Consider the following 22054-nt stretch of genomic DNA (forward strand, 5'->3'; position numbering starts at 1 on the left):
CCCGGGCACGGCGGACGCGGCGTCACGGGATAATGAACTGGTGATTTCTTCGAAGGCGGGCCTGGTCTGGGGGGCAGGAGTGGCGGCCTACCTCGTCGCGGTGACCCAGCGCACCACCTTCGGGGTGGCAGGTCTCGAGGCGACGGACAGGTTCGGGGCCACCGCGTCCCAGCTGTCCGTGTTCACGGTGGTCCAGCTGCTCGTGTATGCCGGGCTCCAGGTGCCCGTGGGCGTCCTGGTGGATCGATGGGGTCCTCGTGCGCTCATCGTCGCGGGCGGCGTGCTGATGGCGGTCGGCCAGACGCAACTGGCGTTCGCCGACTCCGTGGGAGCCGGGATCGTAGGACGGCTGCTCGTAGGAGCCGGTGATGCGACCACCTTCATCAGCGTCCTGCGCCTCCTGCCCGCCTGGTTCGAGCCGCGCCGCATTCCCGTCCTCACACAGTGGACCGGCATCATCGGCCAACTCGGGCAGGTGGTGTCGGTGATCCCGTTCGTCGCGCTGCTGTCGACCTTCGGCTGGCAGCCGGCCTTCCTGTCCGCGGCGGCGCTGTCCGTGCTCGCCGTCGTGCTCGCCCTGACCGTCATCCGCGATTCGCCGGTGCCCGGGACGGAACGATCCTCACAGACGCTCAGGGAGACCGGCACGTCGCTCGCGGAGGCATGGAAGCAGCCCGGCACCCGGCTGGGGCTGTGGTCGCACTTCACCATCCAGTTCCCGGGAACGGTGTTCGTCCTCATGTGGGGCTACCCGTACCTGGTCCGTGCGGAGAAGGTCGGAGAGGGCGCCGCGTCGGCGCTGATGACGCTGTTCGTCGCCGTCGGAATAGCCTGCGGGCCGCTCCTCGGGCGGTACGTGGGGCGGCATCCGCTGCGGCGGTCCACGATGGTGCTCGGCATCGCGGGGCTCATGGCGACTGCCTGGCTTGCCGTGCTGCTGTACCCGGGGCCTGCTCCTCTGCCGCTGCTGACGCTGCTCGTGGTGGCGCTCGCGATCGGCGGGCCGGGGTCCATGATCGCCTTCGACTTCGCACGCACCTTCAACCCCGCAGCCCGTATGGGAACCGCGACGGGCATCGTCAACATCGGTGGCTTCATGGCGTCGCTCATGACCATGTTCGTGATAGGAGTGGTCCTCGATCTCCTCCTGAGCAGCGGATTCTCCGGAGGGGACCTCTACGCCCTGGCGTCCTTCCGCCTCGCCATGGCCGTCCAGCTCGTCGTCCTGGCCACCGGTGCGACGGCGGTGGTCATTGCTCGTCGGCGCGTCCGACGACGCATGGCCGAGCAGGGGGTGGTCGTCCCGCCGCTCAGGGAGGCGCTCGCCCGGGAACGACGCCGACGACGGGCAGCGAGATCCGCTCGGAAGAGCGCGGACTGAGTTCTGCGTGGCGCGCGGCCGCGGAGCGTACCGTGGGCCGTGCCGCGCCCGTGGCGTCCGAGACGCTCCTGGCGGCGAAGCCGACTGTGCCGGGTTTGTCCACATAGCCGGCGTCGCCCCGGCCGCACGCCGGACGGGCCGACAGGCTGGTTCCATGTCCTCCTTCTCCAGCCCCTCGCCGGGACCCTCCAGCTCCCCGCCCTTCTCCGTCGCATCGCCGGCAGACATCCTCTCCTACGTCCCTCATGCCCTCGGTTTCCTGCCGCGCGAGAGCCTGGTGCTGCTCACCATGTCGGGCAGGCGCTTGGGGGCCACCCTCCGGGTTGATCTGCCGCCCGACGACGCTGATCCTCTCGCCTTCACCAGAGGACTGCTGTCCTTCCTCGAGGGGGACGCCGGGGCGGACGGGGCACTTCTGATCGTGTACAGCAGACAGGTCTGGCACCCCTCGACCCCGCCACCCCACCAGGCACTGATCAGCGCGCTCGGTGCCGTTCTCGGGAGTGCAGGCCTCACGGTCCTCGACGGCTGGTTCGTCTCCGACACCGCATGGCGTGACTATTTCTGCGACGACCAGGACTGCTGCAGCTGGCCGGGCCGTCCGTTGGACGCGGTGACCGACAGCGCCCTGAACGCCGAACTCGTCTTCGGTGGCAGCGCCGTCGATGCCTCCGCGCCGGCGGCCGTCGAGCGTCAGGTTCCCGCTGTCGGCGCGGGCTCCCACCCCTTACCCCCGGAGCACGCGGAGATCCGTTCGGCCCGGGCATCCTTCGCCGCCTCATGCCGCGACCTCTGGACGGAGGAGCGGCAGTTTCACGCGACGTCCGCCCTGTGGGACGCCGTCCTCGAGGGCACGCTCGATCCCGACGCGCTGCCCGAGGTGGCAGGTTTCCTGCTGGCGAGTGTGGAATCGCGGACGGTGCGCGACTTCCTCCTGGCCAGTGCCTGCCTCGGATCCGATGCTGCACTCGCCGGCGCCATGGAATGCTCCCTCCTGCACCCCCGAGCCGTCCGCGCGGACGCGGCCGCCGAACGCGGCGGCGAGGACCCTTGCCCGTCGTTCGTGCTTCCCGGAGGCGCCCCGCCGCAGGTGCTGTGGTCGGTCGGCCGGACGACGGCGGCGTCGGGGCGCACGGCGCCCTCGTCCACCAACGGATCGGCAGTGGCGGGCGGGAGGGACCGCGCCCTCCAGTTCGCCGATGTCCTGGCGGGACAGTTCACCGGATACATCATGTGGTCCAGGGTCGATGCGATGTCGGATGTCCTCGGCGGTCTGGTCGCCGCGGCGGAGGGGGAATCACGGGCCGCGGTCCTCACGATGTCCGGATGGTTCGAGTACGCCCGGGGGCGGGGATCGAGGGCAGCGGTGTTCCTCGACGCGGCCGAGCGGGCAGTACCCGGCTACCGGCTTGCACGTCTCCTCCATGAACTGCTGCGTCGTGGGGGACTCCCGGAGTGGGCGAGGACGCGGGCGACGGCGTGGACCGCGGACCCGGCGACAGCAGGGCGGCAACCGCGGCGAGCGGGGTGATCGAGGGGTGCTCCGGACCGGCGGATCGGCAAGGGCGGCAGGTATGCCCAGATTTCCGGCGGGACCAAAGGGCGTGAGACAATCGAGGTTGAGACCCGGTTGGGTCCGTGCACCAGCACTCTCCGAGCATGACCGGACAGACGACGCCGAAAGGCCGCCGACCCCGGGAATAGCAAGGCCGGCTGGACCGTTCCCTAGGGAATCGGCCCGGCCTGGTTCGTCTGGTACTGAGCACGGACTTGACAGGGTCATAGTGGTGTTGTCCGTCTGATGACATCACACATCGCCGTACGAAAGGTTTTCTGTGCCGGTCAAGAAGACAGCAGCTCCAGTGTCGACAGATGCTGGTACCACCACCACCAAGCGACGGGTGGCGGCCAAGAAGCCAGCCACCAAGGCTGCTTCCTCCGCTGCCGCCAAGGCCTCGACGTCGGACGCCCAGGGTTCGGTGGACACGCTTGAACCCGTGGACCCCGCCGTCGAGGCGACGGACGCGGAGCCCGATGATGCGAAGCCCGAGGCTACCGGGGGTGGAACGTCGACAGGGTTCGTCTACTCGGACGCCGACGACGACGACGCCCCGGCCCAGCAGGTCGTCTCAGCCGGCGCAACGGCCGATCCGGTCAAGGACTACCTGAAGCAGATCGGCAAGGTCGCACTGCTCAACGCCGAGCAGGAAGTGGACCTCGCGCTGCGCATCGAGGCGGGGCTCTTCGCCGAGGAGAAGATCGCCGCGGACCCCGACATGGATGCCAAGCTCAAGCGCGAGCTCGAGTTCGTGATCCACGACGGCAAACGCGCCAAGAACCACCTGCTCGAGGCGAATCTTCGCCTCGTGGTCTCGCTCGCCAAGCGCTACACCGGACGAGGGATGCTGTTCCTGGACCTCATCCAGGAAGGAAACCTGGGCCTCATCCGCGCAGTCGAGAAGTTCGACTACACCAAGGGGTTCAAGTTCTCCACCTACGCCACCTGGTGGATTCGTCAGGCGATCACCCGCGCCATGGCCGACCAGGCGCGTACCATCCGCATCCCCGTGCACATGGTCGAGGTCATCAACAAGCTCGCCCGTGTGCAGCGGCAGATGCTCCAGGATCTCGGGCGCGAACCGACCCCCGAGGAACTCGCGCTCGAGCTCGACATGACGCCCGAGAAGGTCGTCGAGGTCCAAAAGTACGGGCGCGAGCCCATTTCCCTGCACACCCCCCTGGGCGAGGACGGGGACTCGGAATTCGGGGACCTCATCGAGGACTCGGAGGCCGTGGTGCCGGCGGACGCCGTGAGCTTCACGCTGCTGCAGGAGCAGCTCCACTCCGTGCTGGACACGCTCTCGGAGCGGGAGGCCGGTGTGGTGGCCATGCGGTTCGGCCTGACCGACGGGCAGCCGAAGACCCTCGACGAGATTGGCAAGGTCTACGGAGTCACGCGTGAGCGCATCCGCCAGATCGAGTCGAAGACGATGTCCAAGCTGCGCCACCCGTCGAGGTCGCAGGTACTCCGGGACTACCTCGACTGATGTACTGCGTCCGGGCCTGACACTCTCCTCAGCTCCTGACATGAGGGCCTTCCCCGACGGGGGAGGCCCTCATGCCGTCCGACGGCGGGTTGGATCCCGGTGCCCCGCCCCGTCGCCACCGGCAGCGTCCTGGTTGCCGGACCCGGGTCGGGTATCGACACGTACACGAACAGGGCCCCCTCCGGCGGAGGGAACCCTGTTCGTGGTCCTGCATATGGGCGCCTGTACACGGGGCGCCGTCTAGGTCGTGTGAGCGGTGGTGTCCCGCCTGTCAGTCGGCCGCGACCGCGGGCTTCTCGTGAAGCCTCTGGGTCTCGTCCTGCCACTCAGAGGTGAGCGGCTTCAGGTTGGCTTCGACGGCGCGCGCGTGGTGCCCGCAGAACAGAAGCTCTCCACCGGAGGACTGAAGGACTGCCCGCACGTAAGCCTGGGCGCCGCAACGGTCGCAGCGGTCCAGGGCAGTGAGCTCGCGAGTTGCTACTGCAGTGGTCATGATTGCCTCCTCATGTGGATCGTGTACTCATATAACCACTATTCGTCGCCGCGCCTTCCCAGGCTGGGCCGGCTTTCGCTCCGGGCGTACCAGGGGGTAGGGAGGGCGGCGCGGGCCCACCCGTTCCGCGGACGGTGCGCCCGGCGCCCCGCCTTCCGCCCAGTCCGTGCCCGCCTCCCGCGGAGTGTCCGTCGGCCGTAATAAACTGGGAATACCCACAATCCTCCTGACGCTCTGTCCTGGATCGTGCCCGATCCGCCTAGGAGACCCCGTGACACCCCCGAGCTCGGACTACACCGCCCGCCACCTCTCGGTCCTGGAGGGCCTCGAGGCCGTCCGCAAGCGCCCCGGGATGTACATCGGGTCCACCGACTCGCGAGGCCTGATGCACTGCCTGTGGGAGATCATCGACAACTCCGTCGACGAGGCGCTGGCCGGATACGGGCAGAGCATCACGGTGATCCTGCACGCGGACGGGTCCGTCGAGATCCATGACGACGGCCGCGGGGTCCCCGTGGACATCGAACCGAAGACCGGCCTGACCGGGGTGGAGGTGGTGTTCACGAAGCTTCATGCCGGAGGCAAGTTCGGCGGCGGCTCCTACACGGCGTCCGGCGGGCTGCACGGTGTCGGGGCGAGTGTCGTCAACGCCCTGTCCTCCCGGCTGGACGTCTTCGTGGACCGGGGAAGCAAGACCTACGCGATGTCCTTCCGTCGCGGCGAGCCAGGCGTCTTCAAGGATGCGAGGACGCCGGCGCCGACGTCACCCTTCGAGCCCTTCCTCGACGGTTCGCGGCTCGAGGTCGTGGGGACGGCCAAGCGCGGTGTGACAGGTACGCGTATCCGGTACTGGGCGGATCGCCAGATCTTCACGCCGGACGCAGCCTTCTCCTACGAGGAACTCCAGACGAGGGCGCGCCAGACGTCGTTCCTCGTACCCGGGCTGCGCATCACGCTCCGGGACGAGCGGAAGATGCCGGGCACACCGGGGGAGTCCGGGCCGGTCGAGGAGGTCTTCCAGCACGACGGTGGAATCTCCGAGTACGCCGAATTCCTGGCTCTCGACGCCGCGGTGACGGACGTGTGGCGCATCCAGGGTTCGGGGCGCTTCAAGGAATCCGTGCCGGTCCTCGACGATCGCGGCCACAGCCGGATGGCGGAGGTGGAGCGTGACTGCGATGTCGACATCGCGCTGCGCTGGGGTATCGGCTACGAGACCACGATCCGCAGCTACGTGAACATCATCGCGACGCCGAAGGGCGGCACGCATCAGAGCGGATTCGAGCAGGCGCTGCTGAAGACCTTCCGCAAGGTGATCGGCGACAACGCCCGCAAGCTGAAGGCGGGAAGCGACAAGATCGAGAAGGACGATGTCTTCGCAGGACTCACCGCGGTCCTCACCGTCCGGCTGGCCGAACCCCAGTTCGAGGGGCAGACGAAGGAGATCCTCGGCACCTCCGCCGTGAAGGCCATCGTGACCCGGGTCGTGGAGAAGGAGTTGCAGGCGCGGTTGACCTCGACGGCGCGCAACGACAAGGCGCAGTCGACGCTCCTGCTGGAGAAGGTCGTCGCGGAGATGCGATCGCGGATCTCCGCGCGGGTCCACAAGGAGACCCAGCGGCGGAAGAACGCCCTCGAGACCTCGACCATGCCGGCGAAGCTCGCGGATTGCAGGATCGACGACCCCGAGCGTTCCGAGCTGTTCATCGTCGAGGGTGACAGCGCCCTCGGGACGGCCAAGAACGCCCGGTCCTCCGACTACCAGGCGCTCCTGCCGATCCGCGGCAAGATCCTCAACGTCCAGAAGGCGTCCGTGGGAGACATGCTCTCCAACGCCGAGTGCGCGGCGCTCATCCAGGTGATCGGGGCCGGCTCGGGGCGTAGCTTCCAGCTGGACGCCCGGCGCTACGGCAAGGTGATCCTGATGACCGACGCCGATGTCGACGGCGCGCACATCCGCACGCTGCTGCTGACCCTGTTCTTCCGGTACATGCGGCCACTGGTCGACGCTGGGCGTGTCTACGCCGCTGTCCCGCCGCTCCACCGGGTCGAGGTCATCACTGGCGGCTCCAAGGCCAACGAAATGATCTACACCTATTCCGAGGCCGAGCTGAACCGCCTCCTGGCGGCCATGGAGAAGCAGGGCAAGCGGTACAAGTCGCCGATCCAGCGCTACAAGGGCCTGGGGGAGATGGACGCGGACCAGCTCGCCGAGACCACGATGGATCCGCGACACAGGACCTTGCGGCGCGTGCGTATCCAGGAGGCCGAATCAGCCGAGCGGGTGTTCAATCTCCTCATGGGCAGCGACGTCGCTCCGCGGAAGGACTTCATCGTGGCCGGCGCGGCGTCCCTCGACCGGGACCGTATCGACGCCTGACCCGTGCTGCCCGCACGCGGCGGATCGGGCGGCTGTCAGCCGATCAGCTCCGGCGCGACCAGCAGCGCCGGAGGAACGATCAGGAGGAGCCCGGCGACGGACAGCGCCAGCCCCTGCTGGACCCTGCTGAGCGGCGGCAGGGGTGTGAGGAGGCGCTGGAGCCGGTGGGCGGTCGACCGGGCATCGGCGGTCCCGCCGGTCACGTCGGTGGTCCCGCGCGCGGCAGGTGCTCCGGCGTCCTCGGCCAGGGGATCGTTGAGCGTGTCCGGCTGGTCCGGCAGCGCTCCCGATCCGACGATCGCGATGGCACGTACGAGCGTCGGTTCGTCCACATGACGCAGCGCCTCGTCGTCCGCCAGCATCTCGATGAGTTCACTGACGGCGCGCTGGGCCAACAGGGAGGTGGGCAGCCAGGGGAGAGCCGAGCGCCAGGCGGCGAACGCCCACAGGAGCAGATGGTGGCGCTGGTGCAGGTGAGCGCTCTCGTGGGTGAGGACGGCGTCGAGCTCCGCACGGGTGAGCAGATCCATGAGGCCGTCGGACATCACGGTGACCGAGCGAGCACCTCCCGGGAGGCAGTACGCCACGGGCACCGGATGGCTGATGACGAGGGTGGCGGGTTGATCGGCCGCGGGGGAGCTCAGGAGGGTCAGCATGTCCCGGTGTCGGCTGCGCTGCCGGCGGATCCTGATGAACGTCAGGATCAGTGTGGAGACGAGGTGCCCGAACAGGAGTGTCGCGGCGCTGATCGCGAAGACGTGCACCACGCCGAGTGAGGCTGCGGGCTCGTCGCTGACCAGGATCCTGAGGAAGCCTGCCGAGGCGGACACGAGATTGTCCCCCAGGGGCTCGAGGCCCCAGACCAGCATGGCCCCGATCATCGAGAGGCCTCCGCCGAGGGCGATCGACTGCCAGAGCACCATCGCGGTGAAGGGGGCGCGAGCGGGCCAGGAAGCCCGTGAGAGCGCGATCGGGGCGGGCCACGCGAGGATGATCGCGAGAGCCGCGAGCAGATAGGAGGCCCAGAACACGGGCGGTCAGCTGCCGCCGAGCAGCTTGCGCAGGGTCTTCGCTTCGGCTTCCGAGACGCTGCCGACGAAGCGTGCCAGCACGGCCTCCCGGTCGGGAGCCGTGACCAGCACCTCGTGCATCAGCTCCGCGGTGTGATCCTCCCGGCTCGTCACGGACGTGTACCGGTGCGGGCGGCTGTCGCGCTCACGTTCCACGAGGCCCTTCTTCTCGAGGCGCGAGAGGACGGTGAGCACCGTCGTGACGGCGAGCTCGCGCCCCACCTCCCCCAAAGGCGCCTCGGCGATGGCGTCGCGCAGGGCGTTGGCGGTCATCGCCTCCGGTGTCGCCCACAGCAGGTCCATCACCGTGCGTTCAAGATCTCCGAGCGTTGCCATGTTCTTCCTTCGATGAAACCGCGGTCCTGGTCCACCCGGACCGGGATCCGCTCCCTGACAGGGAGCGCGAAGCGTGCTGGTTCCAAGTTACAGCGTTGCGCCGCGCTTTTCTACTCCATGTAGAAATGGATTCGAGTTTGTTCTACGATGTGTAGAAGAAATCTTTCTACGCTCTGTAGAAAAGTGGCCGCCGCCGGCGCCACGTACTGCTGAAAGGGCCACATGGAAGCCTTGGAGATTGCCAGGTGGCAATTCGGGATCACCACCGTCTACCACTTCGTCATGGTTCCGCTGACCATTGGCCTCGGGCTACTCGTCGCCGTAATGCAGACCATGTGGTTCCGCACGGGGCAGCACCAGTACCTGCGGATGACCAAGTTCTGGGGCAAGCTCTTCCTCATCAACTTCATCGTCGGCGTGGCGACCGGGCTCGTGCAGGAGTTCCAGTTCGGGATGGCCTGGAGCGAGTACAGCCGCTTCGTCGGTGACGTCTTCGGCGCGCCGCTCGCCATGGAGGCACTCCTCGCGTTCTTCGTCGAATCGACCTTCCTCGGCCTGTGGATCTTCGGGTGGGACCGCCTGCCGCGCCTGCTCCACCTCCTCTCCCTCTGGGCAGCGGTCCTCGCCTCCGTCTTCTCGGCCTATTTCATCCTCGTCGCGAATTCCTGGATGCAGCATCCGGTCGGCGTCGAGATGGTGGACGGCCGGCCGGTGATGGTGGACGTCTGGGCCGTCTTCACGAACAACACGGCGCTCGTCGCGTTCCCCCACACGCTGTTCGGGTGCCTGGCGGTCGCCGGCGCCTTCCTCCTGGGCATCAGCTGGTACCACCTGTGGAAGCGCCGCCACGACGGGCTCGACACCGTGGGACCGGACGGACGGGTCTCGGTCGGTGGAGCACAGGGAGCCCGGGACGCCGTCGACCACCGGGTGTGGCTGCAGTCGGCCCGGGCGGGCGCCGTCGTCGCCATGATCGCCTTCGCGGGCACCGGGATCACCGGGGACCTGCAGGGCAAGCTCATGTTCGACCAGCAGCCCATGAAGATGGCGGCGGCAGAGGCGGCGTGCCACGACGGCACCGGGTTCTCCATTCTTTCCATCGGCAATCTCGGTGCACAGAGCTGTGATGACATCACGGCGGTCATCGAGGTGCCCGGCGTGCTGTCCTTCCTGGCCAACGGTGACTTCACCACCGAGGTGAAGGGCGTCAACACGCTCCTCCCCGAATACCAGGAGAAGTACGGCACCCACCTTCCCGACGATCCCAAGTACGGGGAGCTGGCGGGGACGGAGATCGACTACCTGCCCGTCATGGAGGTCACCTACTGGGGATTTCGGCTCATGATCGGCTTCGGAGCACTCGCGGCGGTAGCGGCTGCCGCGGCCCTCTGGGTGCTGCGCCGGGGAACCGTGCCGGCGTCCCGGCCACTGATGCGGCTCGCGGTCCTCGGCATCCTCGCCCCCTTCGGCGCGAACATCGCCGGCTGGGTCTTCACGGAGATGGGCCGCCAGCCCTTCGTGGTGGCGCCCAATCCCGACCCCACGGGTATCGACGGCGTCTTCATGTTCACCGCGGCCGCCGTCTCGCCCGGTGTGTCCCTCGCCGAACTCGTCACGTCGCTCGTCCTCCTGACCGGGGTCTATGCCGCGCTGCTCGTGGTCGAGGTGAGACTGCTGGTCACCTACGTGCGCGGAGGGACGGCCGCCGCCATGCCGGAGCTGGCGCACGGGGCCCGTGACGACGGTCATGGCGGCTCCGACGACGGCGACGCGTCCCGGCGTGGCGGAAAGGACGACGGCGATGTCCTCGCCTTCGCATACTGACCGCTCGCCGCGCGGCCGGAACGGCACGCAGCACGCCGCACGCCCCGGCCGGCACACGAGCCCGCGCGGAGCGCCCTGACACCCCGACCCCACCGTCCCGGAAGGCCCCATGATGAGCGAGGCACTGCCCACACTCTGGTTCGTCCTGATCGCCGTGCTCTGGGCCGGCTACCTGTTCCTCGAGGGCTTCGACCTCGGGGTCGGCATGCTCATGAAGCTGATGGCACGCAATGACACCCAGCGGCGTGTCCTGCTCAACACCGTGGGACCCGTCTGGGACGGCAACGAGGTATGGCTCGTGACCGCCGTGGGTGCGACGTTCGCGGCCTTCCCGCTCTGGTACGCCTCACTGCTCTCCGCGCTCTACCTGCCGTTCCTCCTCGTCCTGCTCGGGCTGATCTTCCGAGCAGTGGCCTTCGAGTGGAGGGGCAAGCAGGACAGCGACGCCTGGCGGAACCGCTGGGACTGGGCGATCGCGCTCGGGTCCTTCGCGGCGGCGGCAGGGATCGGCGCGGCGCTCGCCCTGACCACCACGGGCCTGCCGCTCGACGCCAACGGCGACCGCGTCGGCGGCGCCTTCGCCTGGGCCACCGCCCCTGCGTTCCTGGGGGCCGCCGCCGTCGTCCTCTTCTGCCTGGTCCACGCAGCCGCCTTCATCGCCCTCAAGACGGAGGGCGGCGTGCGCGCGCAGGCGGACCGGCTGTTCCGCCGGCTGCTACCGATCGCCATGCTGCCTTTCCTCGGCTGGGCGCTCCTCGTGCAGCTGGACGCCGGATCGGCGGTCACGTGGCTCGCCGTCGCCCTCGCGATCGCCGCGCTCACCGCCTCCTACCGGTCAGCGCTGTCCGGCCGGGACGGGCGCGCCTTCGCCGCTCTGGGCGTCGGGATGCTCGCGCTCGTCGGGTCCGTCTTCGCCGCGGTCTTCCCCGTGGTCCTGCCCTCGACCGTCGACCCCGCGTTCGACCTGACGGTCTCCAATGCCTCGTCCTCGCCCTACACCCTGGGTGTCATGAGCGTCGTCGCGTGCTTCGGGCTCCCGCTCGTCCTCGCCTACCAGGCCTGGACCTACTGGGTGTTCCGGCGGCGCGTGTCCGAGGCGAGCATCCCGGCCGCGCACGGTGTCACGGCGCTGTGAGCGGCTCCACCGGCACGCCGGTCCGGCCCGGTGCACCGACCTCCGACACCGAGGAGTGTGCGGAGGGGGGAGCATCAGGGGCGCCGCGGCGGACCGCCCGTGCGGCACGCGGCCCCCTCGGTGGCTCACCCCTCGCCGGGCTCGGGGCGGGAGGGACCGGAAGCAGCGGCTCCCGGTCCGCCGTCTACCTGCTGGGTGTGCTCGCGGCAGCGCGGGCCCTCGGACTGGTGCTCCTGGCGCAGGCCCTGGCCGTCGGGCTCGCGTCCCTGGCCTCGGGGTCGCTCGACGCCGGCGCGGTGCTCCTGCAGGGCGCGGGCGGCGTGGTGCTGCGGACCATCGCCGCGTGGGGCCAGGACGCCACCGCTGCGCGCCTCGCACTCGGCGTGCGGGAGCGGCTGCGCGAGGAGGCGGTGCTCCGGGTCCTTGATGACGGCGGCACGACGGCGGCTTCCTCCGGCGGCCAGGGTTCCCTCTCCGTGCTCCTCACCCGGGGGCTCGACGGTCTCGACAAGTACTACACGCAGTACCTTCCCGCACTGATCTCCTGCGCCGTGGTGCCGCTGCTCATCGGGGCGCGGATCCTGGCCGCGGACTGGGTCAGTGCACTCATCATCGTCCTCACCGTGCCGCTTGTCCCGGTCTTCATGGCGCTCATCGGGCTGCACACGCAGGACCGCACGCAGCAGGCCGCCGCTGCCCTGGGCAGGCTCTCCGACCACCTGCTCGAACTCGCGCGGGGCCTTCCGGTCCTGGTCGGGCTCGGCCGCGCGGCCGAACAAACCCGTGCGCTCCGCGATATCGCCGATGCCTACTCCGCGCGGACGATGGCGACCCTGCGCACCGTGTTCCTGTCCTCCCTCGCCCTCGAACTCATCAGCACCCTCTCGGTCGCGGTTGTCGCCGTGTTCGCCGGCGTCCGCCTCGTCCACGGCGACCTCGCGCTCGAGACGGCGCTCGTTGCGCTCATCCTCGCGCCGGAATGCTACGGGCCGCTGCGCGACGTCGGGGCCGCCCACCACGCGAGCGAGGACGGCGAGGAGGCCACATCCCGGGTGCGTGCCGTGATCGATGCTCCGAAGAATGTGCAGGGCGTGGATAGGCCGGTGGCTCGCGGGCACGGGAGCGGCACCGCGGGCGTTCGCGTCGAAGGACTCACCGCCCGCTACGACGGCGCCCGCTCCGCCGTTCTCGACGATGTCTCCTTCACGCTGGAACCGGGGTCCGTCACCGCACTCCGCGGCGCCAGCGGAAGCGGCAAGACGACCCTCATGCGCGCGCTCGCGGGACGTGCTGCGCTCCCACCGGAGCTGCATCTGCGCGGGCGCGTCTCGGGGGCGGCCGACGGCGGCGTGGCCTGGGTGCCGCAGCACCCCGAACTCGTGATGGACACGGTGCGGGGCGAGCTCGCGCTGTACGGTGCATGTGCGGAGGACGCCCCGGCTGTGGAGCAGGTCCTCGCCCGGGTCGACGCCGCAGCTCTTGCCGACCGCACAGCCTCCGAGCTCAGCCCGGGCGAGTTGAGGCGTGTCGCCGTCGCCCGCGCCCTGATCCGAGCGGAGGACCCTGCGGTGGACGTACTCCTGCTGGACGAACCCACCGCGCACGTCGACGGGGCCTCCTCCGACGCCATCCGGGCCGCCATCGCGGCCCGCCGGGAGGGGTTGACTGTCCTGCTGATCGCCCACGACGACGACACCGCCGCGCTCGCGTCCTCCGAGCTGTGGCTGGGGCACTCGGGTCGTGGCACGGTGCCCGTGGAGTCGCCGCTGCCTGCTCCGCGTCGCACCGGGAAGCGCGCCGTGGTGGGATCCGACGTCGACGACCCGGCAGCGACTACGGGGACCCCTGTGAGCACTGGGGCCACTGGTACCCCTGTGAGCACTGTGGGCACGGTCCCGGCACCGGCCTCCGCCGCTCGTGCCGCACGGGACGTTCTCACGCTGGTTCGTCCGTGGGACCGTCGTTTCCTCGCCGCAGCCGGGCTGGGGCTGGGCGCGTCGGTCTTCGCGGTCGCCCTGACCGCGCTCAGCGGGTGGCTGATCGTCCGCGCAGCGGAGCAACCCCCGATCCTGTATCTCCTCACGGCCATCGTCGGTGTGCGGTTCTTCGGTATCGGCCGATCAGTCCTGCGGTACGCCGAACGGCTCTGGCTCCACCGTGCCGTGTTCCACCGCGCCGATGACACCCGGTTGCGCCTCTGGGCGGGGCTGCTGGGTGCCGGCCGGTCCTGGCGCACGCTTGCGCGCGGCTCCGGCGGGATCGAGACCCTCGTGGGAGATGTCGACGAGCTGCGCGACATCTCCGCCCGCGCGGTGCTGCCCTTCCTCACCGCCGTGCTCACCGGTTGCGCGGCACTCGCCACGACCGCACTGCTCCACCCCGCCTCCCTCGGCTGGCAGGCTCTGTCCGTCGGCGCCGCCCTCGTCGTCGCGCCGGTGGTCGCCGTCCTGCGTGAACAGGCCGCCGGCGCCGCCGCGGTACAGGTGCGGGCGGACGCGCTCGGCCGCGTCACGCGACTCCTGAAGGCTGCTCCGGACCTGCGGATCAACGGTGCGCACACCCGTGCCCTCACCCGCACCCGTGGACTCGAGCGGTTGTCGGCGGCGGCTGCCCGTCGATCGGCGGCAGCGGCCGGCGCGTCGACGGCGGTCATCGTCGCAGCCTGCTGCACGGCGTCCGTGGGCATCCTGCTCCACGCGGACGGACTGCCGACCGAGATCACGGCCGTCCTCGCGCTGATGCAGCTGGCCCTGATCGAGCCGTTCATCGCAGGGACCTCCTCCGTGCAGCACTGGGGCCCGCTCGCCGCCGTCACCCGGCGTATCCTGCCCGGCCTCGGCCCCGAGAACGACCCAGCGCACGACCCAGCGCACGACCCAGGACGCAACCCAGCGCCCGACTCCGGACGCGAGCGCAGCCGACCGAGCACCCTCACCCTGCAGGGCGCCGCCGTCGGCTACCGGCCGGGACGCCCGGTGGTCGCCGGGGTGGATCTCGCACTCGCTCCCGGTCGGTGGACAGCCCTCACGGGCCCCTCCGGCAGTGGGAAGTCGACACTGATCGGTGCCCTGCTGGGGTTCCTCCCGCTCGACGAGGGCCGGCTCCTGGTCGACGGGAAGGACGCCCGAGCCGGTGACGTCCCCCGCATCGCGTGGTGCCCTCAGGAGAGCCATCTCTTCGCCTCGAGCATCCGGGCCAACCTCCAGCTCGCGCGGGCGGCCGACGACCCGGCGTCGGACGCCGAGCTCGGCGACGCCCTCCGGGCGGTGGGGCTCGGCGACGTCCCGGCTTCCCTCGCCGGCGGACTGGATGCGCAGGTGGGGGCCGGCGGCTCCCGGCTCTCCGGCGGGCAGCGGCAGCGGCTCGCTGTGGCCCGGGCTCTACTCACCCGTGCGACCGTGATCCTGCTGGACGAACCCACCGCGCATCTGGACGCCGAGGGAGCCCGTGCACTGCTCGGCGACCTCCGCGAAGGGTTGCCCACGCATGCGGTCCTCCTGGTGACGCATGATCCGGGCGAGGCCGCGCTCTTCGACGAGGTCGTCGTCCTGGGGTCCTGAGTCGACCGTCGAGGAGTGATCTTGGGCGGCCGACTGCGGGGACCGCGCCGTCGGGGCAGGAATCCGACGCCCGCGGGCGGGCTGCAATACGCTGGAATCATGAGTACGCCCGAGAAGACCTCGCTGGACCACGAAGCCCATCAGGCGCAGGAGGGCGCCCCGCCGTCGCTCCCCGACCTCCTGACGTGGCGCCCGCTCACGCACTCCGACATCGATCGCTGGCACGCGCTGGTGAAGCGCATCGCCGCGGTGGACGAGCCCGACTGGGTGGAGCAGCGCGCCGATCTCGAGCAGGCGCTGCGCGCGTCGAAGAACGATCCCCGCCGCGACACACTCGCCGGGTTCGACGCCGACGGCGTTCCCCGGGCCTACGGCCGTCTCTCCCTGAACACAGGGTCGTCCCTCGTCCACGGCTCCGGTGCGGTGGACCCGGCCTGGCGCCGGCGCGGCCTGGGTCGCGCCGTCCTCGACTGGCAGGAGTGGCGCGCCCGGCAGCGGATCCGGGAGACCGGCGGGACGTCGGGAATCTTCAGGAACTACGTGGAGGAGCGAAATCCCTCCCACCTCGCGCTGCTGACCGCCAGCGGCAGCAGTATCGTGCGCTACTTCACGGAGATGACGAGGCCGCTCGACCAGCCGATCCCCGAGCTTCCGTTCCCCGCGGAGCTCGAACTGCTCAGTTTCGCCGAGGGCGCCGACCGCAACATCGTCGAGCTCGTGCGCCTCGCGCACAACGACGCGTTCCTGGACCACTGGGGCAGCGAACCACGCGACCAGGAGTCGTGGCAGTTCACCGTGACCCACCCCGAGTTCCGGGACGACTGGAGCCTGGCCCTGCTCGATCCCGCGAAGAACGAGGTCGTGGCCTACCAGTTGGCGAGCTTCGACCCGGACTCGCGGGAACTCCTCGGGCACGCCGAGGGGTACACCGACCTGCTCGGCGTGAGAAGGACCTGGCGGGGGGAGGGGCCTGGCTCCTGCACTGCTCACCGAGGGGATGAAGCGCTACCGTGCGGCCGGCATGGACAACGCCGGCCTCGGAGTGGACACGGAAAACCCGTCGGGCGCCCTGGGGCTCTACGAACGCATGGGCTACGTCCCCACGCAGCGGTCCATCGTCTTCGACCTGCCCATCGAGGCCCCGGAAGGCTGACCGGCGGCAGGAAGCCCGCCGGCCTAGAGCAGGGTCCCCTGGCCGTCGTCGGCGGAATCCTTCGTCGTTGCGGAACCGGCGGCACCCGTCGTCGTGCCGGACGCGTCGCCGGTGGCCGCGCCGACGTCCGGGGCGCCGGGCGCGTCGCCGGTCGCCGCGCCGACGTCCGGGGTGCCGGGACCTGTGCTCTCCACGAGTCGCAGCAGCGACGGACCGACGGCGTCGATCTGCTGCGTCAGCGGGACGCCGGAACCGTCGCGTCGCCCGTGCTCGGTGGGCAGCGCTCGCGCCACCCCGTTCGAGGACGCGGCACGTGCCGGACCGTGCCCGGCCCAGGCCAGCGAGAGGGCTTCCTCGCCCCGCAGGAAGCGGTGGGCCCGGACACCCGCGGTGGCGCGCCCCTTGGCGGGATACTCGGCGAACTCGGTGACCTTCGCGGACCCGGCCGCCGTGCCCGGGAGGGCGTCCCCGGCGGCAGTGACGGTCACGACGACGGCCTGGTCGTCGCCGGACGAGACTCCACCGAAGTGCAGCACCGCATCTCCCGCCGCGAGCTTGATGCCGGCCATGCCCCCGGCGGTCCGACCCTGCGGGCGTACCGCCGCGGCGGGGAACCGGAGCAGCTGCGCCATCCGCGTCACGAAGACCAGATCGTCCTGCTCGCCGACGACGGCGACGCCCGACACCGCGTCCTTCGGCTTGAGCGAGATGACCTCCCAGTCGTCCCGGTTCAGCGGGTAGTCCGGCTGCACGCGCTTGACCACACCCTGGGTCGTCCCGAGGGCCACGACGGCGTTCAGCGGGGCGAGACCCACGAGGCGCTCCCCGCGCTCGAGCGTGATGAACTCCGACGACGGCACGCCGCCCGCGAGGTTCGGCACACCGGCCGTCGGTGGCAGCGCCGGCATGTCCATGACCTGCAGGCGGATCATCCGGCCGGCCGAGGTGACGGCGCCGACCTCTCCCCGCGCAGTGGAGGGCAGTACGGAACGGAAGGCGTCGTGCTTGATCCGCTGACCGTCCGTGAGCGGCTGCCGGTCGGACGTCCGCGCCAGCTGCCCCGAGGCGGACAGCAGGACCCAGCAGGGATCGTCGGCGATCTCGAGGGGGAGGGCTGCCTTCGCTCCCTTGCCCGCGGGCGCGGGGAGGGTGGAACCCTTGAGCGGTGCAGCCGCTTCGGATTCGAGGAGGACCGTCCGCCGTGGTGTGGCGAACTGCTCGGAGAGGGCACCGAGTTCGTCCGAGACCAGGGTCCGCAGGCGTTCCTCGGAACCTAGGACGGCCTCCAGCTCCGCTATCTCGAGGCGCAACTGCTCCTGCTCCTTCTCGAGCTCGATGAGCGAGTACTTCGTCAGCTGGCGCAGCCGGAGCTCGAGGATGTAGTTGGCTTGGATCTCCGAGAGATCGTAGATCGCCATGAGCCGCTCGCGGGCCTCGGAGGACTCGTCCGAGGACCGGATGATCTGGATGACCTCGTCGATGTCCACGATCGCGACGAGCAGTCCCTCGACCAGGTGGAGGCGGTCCCGCTTGCGCTGCAGCCGGTAGGACGTGCGGCGGCGGACCACCAGGATGCGGTGCGCGATGTAGACCTGCAGCAACTCGACCAGCCCGAGTGTGCGGGGCTGCCCGTCGACGAGGGCCACGTTGTTGATGCCGAAGGAGTCCTCCATCGGGGTGAAGCGATAGAGCTGCGCGAGGACGGCGTTGGGGTTGAAGCCGTTCTTGAGCTCGATCACCAGGCGCAGCCCGTGCTTGCGGTCCGTCAGGTCCACGATGTCCGAGATGCCCTGGAGTTTCTTGGCGGTGACGGCGTCCTTGATGCGCTCGATCACCTTCTCCGGCCCCACGGTGTAGGGCAGTTCGGTCACCACGAGTCCCGTCCGGCGGGCGGAGAGCTGCTCCACCTTGACGGTGGCGCGTGTCTTGAAGGAGCCGCGGCCCGTCGCGTAGGCGTCCCGCACCCCACCGAGCCCGACGATCTTGCCGCCGCTCGGCAGATCCGGTCCCGGGACGAAGCGCATGACGTCCTCGAGGGTGGCATCGGGCTGCGCGATGAGGTGTCGCGCGGCCGCGACGACCTCCCCGAGGTTGTGGGGCGCCATGTTGGTGGCCATCCCGACGGCGATCCCGCTGGCCCCGTTCACGAGCAGGTTCGGGAAGGCAGCGGGCAGGACCTCCGGCTGGGTGAGCTGGTTGTCGTAGTTCGGGATGAAATCGACGACGTCCTCGTCGAGGTGGTTGGTCATGGTCAGCGCCGCCGCGGCGAGGCGCGCCTCGGTGTACCGCGCGGCCGCGGGTCCGTCGTCGAGCGAGCCGAAGTTCCCGTGGCCGTCGATGAGGGGCAGCCGCAGGGAGAAGTCCTGTGCCATGCGGACCATCGCGTCGTAGATGGCGCTGTCACCGTGCGGGTGCAGCTTCCCCATGACCTCGCCGACCACGCGGGCGGACTTCACGTGCCCGCGGTCGGGGCGCAGTCCCATGTCGGTCATCATGTACAGGATGCGGCGCTGGACGGGCTTCAGCCCGTCGCGGGCATCGGGAAGCGCCCGCGAGTAGATGACCGAGTAGGCGTACTCGAGGAAGGATTCCTCCATCTCGGCTTCGACGTCGATGTCGATGATCTTCTCGGTGAAATCCTCCGGCGGTGCGGAGTTCTGGCGCCTGGCCATGTGCGTGGCGAATCCTCGACTCGGGGGTAGGGACGTGATCGGCGGGTCGGCGTCCGCGCATCGCGGACGGTCCTGACGCCGTGGGACCCGGAACAGGGGTCCCGCCGACTACCCTGAGTCTATGGTGACGGAGGGACAATACCCGGAATATTGGGAGGCTGATGTCATTCTGCGTGACGGCGGCACGGCGCATCTGCGGCCCATCTCCCCGTCCGACGCCGACGCGGTGCAGGCCTTCCACGTCCGCCAGTCACAGGCATCGATCTACCTCCGGTTCTTCACCTACAAGGCCAAGCTGAGCAGCAGGGAGCTCACGAGGTTCACCCAGGTGGACCACCGTGACCGGGTGGCCTTCGTGATCACCCGTGGTCAGGACATCATCGGGATCGGCCGCTACGACCGCCTGGACGACCCGCTCGAGGCGGAGGTCGCCTTCAACGTCTCCGATCATCACCAGGGCCGGGGCGTGGGATCGATCCTCCTGGAGCACCTGGCCGTCGCGGCACGCGAGAACGGCATCCGGAGATTCTCCGCGGAGGTCCTGCCGGAGAACAGGAAGATGATCACGGTCTTCGCGGAGGCGGGGTACGAGGTGAAGAGGCACTTCGACGACGGCGTGGTGATGCTCAGCTTCGACATCGATCCCACCCGGAAGTCGCAGGCGGTGATGGAGGCCCGCGAGCACCGCGCCGAGGCCCGGAGCATGGCGGAGCTCCTGACGCCGCATTCGGTCGCGGTCATCGGCGCCAGCCGCGAGTGGGGCAGCGTGGGCAATGCGCTGCTCGAGCACCTGACCGACGGCGGGTTCACGGGGCGCGTGTATGCGGTGAACCCCGAGGCCTTCGAGCTGGGCGGCATGATCTCGCATGCCTCGCTCGACGAGGTCCCCGAGCCCGTGGACCTCGCGGTGATCGCGGTGCCGCAGGACCAGATGGACGCCGTCGTCGACGAGTGCGCCCGCGCCGGAGTCAAGGGTCTCCTCGTGGTCACCGCGGGCTACACCGACGACGACGGCGAGGGCCTCACGCGGCAGCGGGCCCTCGTGCACAGGGCCAGGGCCCACGGCATGCGGGTGGTCGGCCCGGCGTCGCTCGGACTCGTCAACACCCACCCCGACGTCCGGCTCAACGCCTCGATGGCGCCCGTGCTGCCCGAGCGCGGGGTCCTCTCGCTGTTCAGCCAGTCGGCGGGACTCGGAGTACTGCTCTACGCGAGCGCGCACCGGCGCGGGCTCGGGGTCTCCTCCGTGATCTCGGCCGGCAACCGCGCGGACGTCTCCGGGAACGACGCCATGCAGTTCTGGGAGGACGATCCGACGACGCGGGCGGTGGGCCTGTACTTCGAGTCGATCGGCAACCCGAGGAAGTTCTCGCGGATCGCTCGCCGCCTGGCCCGGACCAAACCCGTGATCGTCGCGAAATCCGACGTCACCGGGCTCCAGCTCCCGCCGGGACACGCCGTGCGGACCACGCAGGCCCCGGCTGGAGCTCTCGACGCGATGCTGCGCCAGGCCGGCGTCATGCGCGTGGAGACGACGGAGCAGCTGATGGACATCGCGCAGATCGTCACGAGCCAGCCGCTGCCCGGAGGTTCGGGTGTCGCCGTCATCAGCAACTCCTCCGCACTCGGCAAGGTCGTGGCGGACGGGGTGGTCGCCCAGGGGATGACGGTGGCGCACCGCCTGGTGGACCTCGCCCTGGACACGGGCCTGTCCGTGGCGCTGCCCGCCCTCACGACGGCCGTGACGGACGCGCTCGCGGACCCGGCGGTCCACGCCGCGATTGTCACGACCCTCCCGGCGCGCGGCCTGACCGCCGACGCCGTCGCCGCCTGCCTGCAGCGCTGTGCGGAGGTGGCAGGCAAACCCCTCGTCGCCTCCTTCACGGGCATCCTCGACCAGCGGCTGCAGCTCGATGGACTCGTCGGCACCCCGGGCGGCGGGGCCGGAACGTCACCCGGGCGCGAGCCCGATGGGCCCGGTTCCCCGCTCCGCGCCGATCCGGACGCAGGGGGGACCCACGCCGCTGCCCGGCCGGACCCGGGTGCGCCCGCGACGCCGGGGGATGCCCCGGAGGACGCCGATCCGGCGGTGGTCCTCCCGCTGCAGCGCGGGTTGCCCTGCTTCCCGAGCCCCGGCGCAGCCCTCACCGCGCTCGGTGCCGTGGTCCGCTACGCCCGGTGGCGCGCGCGGGACCATGGGGACTTCACCGAGCCCGCCGGCGTCGATACGGACCGTGCCGTGACGGTCCTGGCGGGGGTGCGGGAACGCGTCACCGACGTCGAGCTGACCCGCCTCACCCCCGGCGAGTGTGCGGCGCTGATGGCGGCCTACGGCATGCGCCTCCTGCCCTCGGTGGGCTTCACCTCGGTCGAGGAGGCCGTGCAGCGGGCGGAGGAGCTCGGGTGGCCGGTGGCGCTCAAGACGGTGGACGAACACCTCCGGCACCGACTCGACCTCGGCGGGGTGCGGCTCTCCATCGAGGGCCCCGACTCGCTGCGGCGCAACATCGCTCAGATGGAGCGGGTGCTGGCTCCCTTCGGCAGGTTCGGGATGGAGGTCCAGCCGATGGCACCCTCGGGGCAGGCCTGCACGCTCCGTGCCATCGAGGATCCGCTCATGGGCCCGGTGGTCTCCTTCGGGCTGGCGGGAGATGCGGTGAACCTCCTCGAGGACTGGGCACACGCCGTGCCACCGCTCAGCAGCGGTGACATCGCCGATCTCGTCCGGGCACCCGGGGCCGCCCGCAAGCTCTTCGGGTACCAGGGCCTGCCGCCGGCGGACGTCGCGGCGATCGAGGATTTGGTGTCGCGCGTGGCGCTGCTCAAGGACAACCATCCCGAGATCGCGCGCCTCGAATTCAATCCGATCCTCGTTGCGACGTCGGGGCTCACGATCCTCGGTGCCGTGATCGACGTCGGCAACCCGCAGCGACGCACCGACAGCGCACGCCGGGCCATGCGGGACTGACTCCCGCTGGTTAGGCAGCAGGCGGGCCGGTGGGG

At 70.2% G+C, this 22054-nt stretch carries 13 protein-coding genes; 9 read left to right on the forward strand and 4 right to left on the reverse strand.

What is annotated here, in order from left to right:
• The first annotated feature begins 40 nt into the window (after positions 1 to 40).
• The 3 genes from FJV46_RS11900 (at position 41) to FJV46_RS11910 (ending at position 4428) form a co-directional block, all read left to right on the forward strand.
• Entirely contained in the window at positions 41 to 1381 is a 1341-nt protein-coding gene (locus tag FJV46_RS11900) for an MFS transporter (protein WP_087026127.1), read from the forward strand.
• A 154-nt stretch (positions 1382 to 1535) separates the two neighbouring features.
• Positions 1536 to 2912, forward strand: coding sequence for a DUF4192 domain-containing protein (locus FJV46_RS11905; RefSeq protein ID WP_087026130.1), 1377 nt, complete (start codon positions 1536 to 1538; stop codon positions 2910 to 2912).
• A gap of 331 nt (positions 2913 to 3243) precedes the next feature.
• Positions 3244 to 4428 (forward strand): RNA polymerase sigma factor, encoded by a 1185-nt coding sequence (locus FJV46_RS11910; RefSeq protein WP_232008628.1) that lies wholly within the window; start codon positions 3244 to 3246, stop codon positions 4426 to 4428.
• Between the two features lie 271 nt (positions 4429 to 4699).
• Here the strand turns inward: FJV46_RS11910 and FJV46_RS11915 are convergent, their stop codons facing one another.
• Positions 4700 to 4921 (reverse strand): DUF7455 domain-containing protein, encoded by a 222-nt coding sequence (locus FJV46_RS11915; RefSeq protein ID WP_087026136.1) that lies wholly within the window; start codon positions 4919 to 4921, stop codon positions 4700 to 4702.
• Positions 4922 to 5192: 271 nt separating this feature from the next.
• Here FJV46_RS11915 and FJV46_RS11920 point away from each other — a divergent pair, with 271 nt between their 5' ends.
• Complete coding sequence (locus FJV46_RS11920; protein WP_087026138.1) at positions 5193 to 7301, forward strand: DNA gyrase/topoisomerase IV subunit B; 2109 nt, start codon at positions 5193 to 5195, stop codon at positions 7299 to 7301.
• A 35-nt stretch (positions 7302 to 7336) separates the two neighbouring features.
• Here the strand turns inward: FJV46_RS11920 and FJV46_RS11925 are convergent, their stop codons facing one another.
• Positions 7337 to 8332: a M56 family metallopeptidase gene (locus tag FJV46_RS11925; RefSeq protein WP_087026141.1), complete on the reverse strand. Its 996-nt coding sequence runs from the start codon at positions 8330 to 8332 to the stop codon at positions 7337 to 7339.
• A 6-nt stretch (positions 8333 to 8338) separates the two neighbouring features.
• Positions 8339 to 8707, reverse strand: coding sequence for a BlaI/MecI/CopY family transcriptional regulator (locus FJV46_RS11930; RefSeq protein ID WP_087026145.1), 369 nt, complete (start codon positions 8705 to 8707; stop codon positions 8339 to 8341).
• Between the two features lie 222 nt (positions 8708 to 8929).
• Here FJV46_RS11930 and FJV46_RS11935 point away from each other — a divergent pair, with 222 nt between their 5' ends.
• From FJV46_RS11935 to FJV46_RS15625, 4 genes are all read left to right on the forward strand, one after another.
• A complete protein-coding gene (locus tag FJV46_RS11935; RefSeq protein WP_087026148.1) occupies positions 8930 to 10531 on the forward strand; it encodes a cytochrome ubiquinol oxidase subunit I in 1602 nt (533 codons plus the stop codon).
• 112 nt (positions 10532 to 10643) lie between these two features.
• On the forward strand, positions 10644 to 11666 hold the full coding sequence (gene cydB / locus FJV46_RS11940) for a cytochrome d ubiquinol oxidase subunit II (protein ID WP_087026377.1): 1023 nt from the start codon (positions 10644 to 10646) through the stop codon (positions 11664 to 11666).
• Positions 11663 to 15226: a thiol reductant ABC exporter subunit CydD gene (cydD, locus tag FJV46_RS11945; protein ID WP_158250116.1), complete on the forward strand. Its 3564-nt coding sequence runs from the start codon at positions 11663 to 11665 to the stop codon at positions 15224 to 15226. Before cydB ends, cydD begins: the two co-directional genes overlap by 4 nt.
• Before the next feature lie 997 nt (positions 15227 to 16223).
• Complete coding sequence (locus FJV46_RS15625) at positions 16224 to 16379, forward strand: N-acetyltransferase (RefSeq protein ID WP_232008629.1); 156 nt, start codon at positions 16224 to 16226, stop codon at positions 16377 to 16379.
• Positions 16380 to 16402: 23 nt separating this feature from the next.
• Here the strand turns inward: FJV46_RS15625 and FJV46_RS11955 are convergent, their stop codons facing one another.
• Positions 16403 to 19051 carry a DNA gyrase/topoisomerase IV subunit A gene (locus tag FJV46_RS11955; protein WP_087026154.1) on the reverse strand — a complete coding sequence of 883 codons (2649 nt, stop codon included), beginning with the start codon at positions 19049 to 19051 and terminating at the stop codon, positions 16403 to 16405.
• A gap of 121 nt (positions 19052 to 19172) precedes the next feature.
• Between FJV46_RS11955 and FJV46_RS15630 the strand changes: the two genes are divergently transcribed.
• Positions 19173 to 22019: a bifunctional GNAT family N-acetyltransferase/acetate--CoA ligase family protein gene (locus FJV46_RS15630; RefSeq protein WP_087026157.1), complete on the forward strand. Its 2847-nt coding sequence runs from the start codon at positions 19173 to 19175 to the stop codon at positions 22017 to 22019.
• Positions 22020 to 22054: the final 35 nt, after the last annotated feature.

The sequence above is a fragment of the Arthrobacter agilis genome (genome assembly GCF_006494655.1).
GTDB classification, from domain to species: domain Bacteria; phylum Actinomycetota; class Actinomycetes; order Actinomycetales; family Micrococcaceae; genus Arthrobacter_D; species Arthrobacter_D agilis.